Source organism: Bacteroides sp. 51 (assembly GCF_010500965.1).
GTDB lineage: Bacteria > Bacteroidota > Bacteroidia > Bacteroidales > Bacteroidaceae > Bacteroides.
In genome coordinates this window covers 1-3056 of sequence record NZ_QVMI01000074.1, presented here as the reverse complement: position 1 = coordinate 3056, position 3056 = coordinate 1, and the positions used below count along the sequence as shown (strand labels likewise).

At 50.0% G+C, this 3056-nt stretch carries 2 protein-coding genes; both read right to left on the bottom strand.

The features are described 5' to 3' along the window. Positions 1 to 174: 174 nt before the first annotated feature. Positions 175 to 2286 carry a BACON domain-containing protein gene (locus D0T87_RS23415; protein WP_163178559.1) on the bottom strand — a complete coding sequence of 704 codons (2112 nt, stop codon included), beginning with the start codon at positions 2284 to 2286 and terminating at the stop codon, positions 175 to 177. Positions 2287 to 2383: 97 nt separating this feature from the next. Next, the coding region (locus D0T87_RS23410; protein WP_163178557.1) for a FimB/Mfa2 family fimbrial subunit at positions 2384 to 3056 on the bottom strand (673 nt) is incomplete at its 5' end.

The following is a 3056-nucleotide window of genomic DNA, read 5'->3' as shown; positions in this document are numbered from 1 at the left end:
CCGTTCAATACCCATACCGTGAAGGCAGAGCACCGTGGAGCGGTTTGGCAGGTGTACCTGAAAACTCCCTGCCGATGGATCAGCTCTTAGCTAAACTTCAATACCGGTATTCTAGTGCCGGCCAGGACAGTTTAGCTAAGCCCATCATTTTAGGTACAGCTTGGGTAGGCACAGCTATTCGCGGACGCAACGCACAGGGAACCCGTTATGTCGACTGCCGCTGCTCTGACTCGCACCTTTGTAGGACGAAGCCATGGTGAACGTGGTCCGACTGGTCATAGACGAACCGGACCAATAGTACCCTATTACACCGTGCTGGTATTCCGCAACCCCAAGGTCATTCCGATACAGGGACGCGGGGAAGCTCTGATGTTCGAACAGCTCAACATAGCTGGAGATTTGCTCCAGCCCACTAGCATCGCTAGGAGTGAACTCACTGAAGGTTCCAACGGGAGAACCGTAATGACTACTACTAACCGGACTTGTACTAGATGCCGCGAGCAATGTTTTTTGCTCGGCAGTAGTAGGCAAACGCCAACTACCCTCAACCCAACCCTTGGCGGAGATATAACGACAAATGTCACCCTTGCCGGTAGAAGCATTGTAACCGGTATTGTTATTGTAAGTAGCAAAATCATCGTCAGTTTGCACGTTGTCATTGAATGGAGCAGTGGTTTCATTGACATAAGGAATAGTAGCCCAAGAACTGATGGCAGCTGTATATTCATCTGGTTTATACAAAATCTGTGAAGTGGAGAAGTTAGCACCCACAGGGCTGATAGCCACCAGGGAACCCCACTGGAAGTAAACACCTTGAGCCTGGGCATCAACGCTTGTATCATTAGGGCCGGTAGAGAAGGTTAACTTTTTGTTTGTAGCATCCCAAACGATATTACTACCGCCGAACTCTGCGGGAACAACAGGCTGAACATTCAAGGTAACGGCTACATCAGTGAATAATCCATCTTCGTTTACGAAGTTCAAGGTGACGGTTCCGGTAGTATTGGCAGCAACGGTGAACTTAACAGTGGCTGTACCTGACGTACCGGCTGTGGATTCTAAAGCTACTTTAGAAGCAGGGGTAAGTACATTTGAACCATCGGTTACAGAACCGATCTTCCAACTGGTATTACTCTGTACCGTAAAGCTGTATTCTTTACTGGTAGCAGAAGCGTATTTACTTTTAACGTCTTTATAGATAAGACCGTAATTCTTCTGCAACAATTTCACTGTAGCTTCATGACCACTCTGGGTACGGAAAGTAACCGTAGATTCTTCATCGGTAGGCAAGGCACTGTTACCATTGGATTTAACAGCCGTAGTGGTGATGATGTACTGTCTGGAACCACCGTTGAAGGTTTCACTTACCGGTTGGCCTTCCAGGGCAGAACATGTCTTGTTTACCGCCACGGTAACATTCTCTGTATTAGGCTCCCATACCACTCGCAGGGTTTGCGCACCGGCCAGGGTGGCGTCTTTCCGGGGGGTGAAGGTGAGCTGGTATCCCGAAGAGATTTCTGTATCGGCCAGATAGAGCTTAATGCCCGGCTGTACACTCGATGCTGTACCTTGAGTAACAGTAATCGGTTTGCGGATACGCCCGGCTTCCAGATAGATCTTTGCCGAACGGGAAGCGCCGGTTTCGTTTGCTTCTAATTCGATATAGGTTTCGGTTATATTGTCTTTACCGCCTATGGCAGGAACCAGTTTCAACCAACCGGCGGTTTGGCTCTCGTTGGTAGCGTCAACGCACTTTTCGACTTTCCAACCGGTGGTATAGTCGGTCCATACATTGAGTGTATTTTCGGCTGTCTTGCTTATCACAGCTTCTTTGTTGAAGGTATATTCATCTTTATCTACCGCCAGGGTGTACTGTCCATCGGTAGTCAGGATATTCATTCCTACCCCGTTCCAGGTCAGTACGCTGGCTTCGATATTCACCGGACCACTACGGAAAGCAATATCAGGAGTTTCGTAACCCGAACCGGATACTTTGGTGATGTTTATGGTGTATTTGTGGTTGCGAAGTACATCAAGAAAAGCCTGTGCTGATCCTGTGCCGGTAGAGAAGTCCACGCGGTAATAGCTGGCTTCGCTGTCGCTGCCGTAGGTACCACCTACTACCAGGCAGGTGCGCTTCAACAGGTCTTTGGCTTTGGTGTGGTTATCGGTATGGTTCTCAGCTTCCATAATATAAATCTCACGCACGCACTGGTTGAGTGTCGTGTTGATGGCGGTTCCATTGTATAATAGTGGACCTTCGGTCAAGGTTGAAGAAGCAGGCACCACCGGATAGGTTACCTTACCGTCTGTCAGACCTGCGGCCGTGGTAGGAACTACTGTGCCCTGGGTATTGTAGTTATATACATATACACTGGATAGCTTAAAGTTGGTTACGGCAGTAGGNATCTGTCAGACCTGCGGCCGTGGTAGGAACTACTGTGCCCTGGGTATTGTAGTTATATACATATACACTGGATAGCTTAAAGTTGGTTACGGCAGTAGGAACTACCACATCTACCCGTGCTACCATACGCAGGAGGTTGATGTTCTTTATCTCGGTAGTTTCATTAATGGTCTTTGTACCGATATCTCCCCACATCGGGAAAGGTTTTGAGCCATCTACCGGCCATTTACCTTCTGCGGGTACGGCAGCGGTAAGCGCGGCCAAGGCAGCGGCTTTGTTCTTACCTTCCAGGCTGGCGGCTTCTATGATACTACGGGCACCGGCCAATACCACCAGGTCGTATTCTCCCCGGCGCAAGGTCACGGTAAAGGTCTTGGCATTTCCCGTTCCTGTGATCTGACTACCGCTACATCCGGCAGAGTACACATAGGTACCGCCGTTCTTACCGAACACCAATACGTCGATTTCAGTAACAGCGTTCTCCCCGTCTTCGGAGAGGGCACGGGTGTTGGGCAGGGCGCGGGTGTCGGGTACGCTTTCACCGGGCAGCCGAAGGGAGAAGGTGACCAGGGCGTCGCCTTTTCCCGTTGGGGTAATTTCTTCTTCATGCCCTGTGCACGCTGTCAGCGTGGAGAGCAGTAGGAACGCC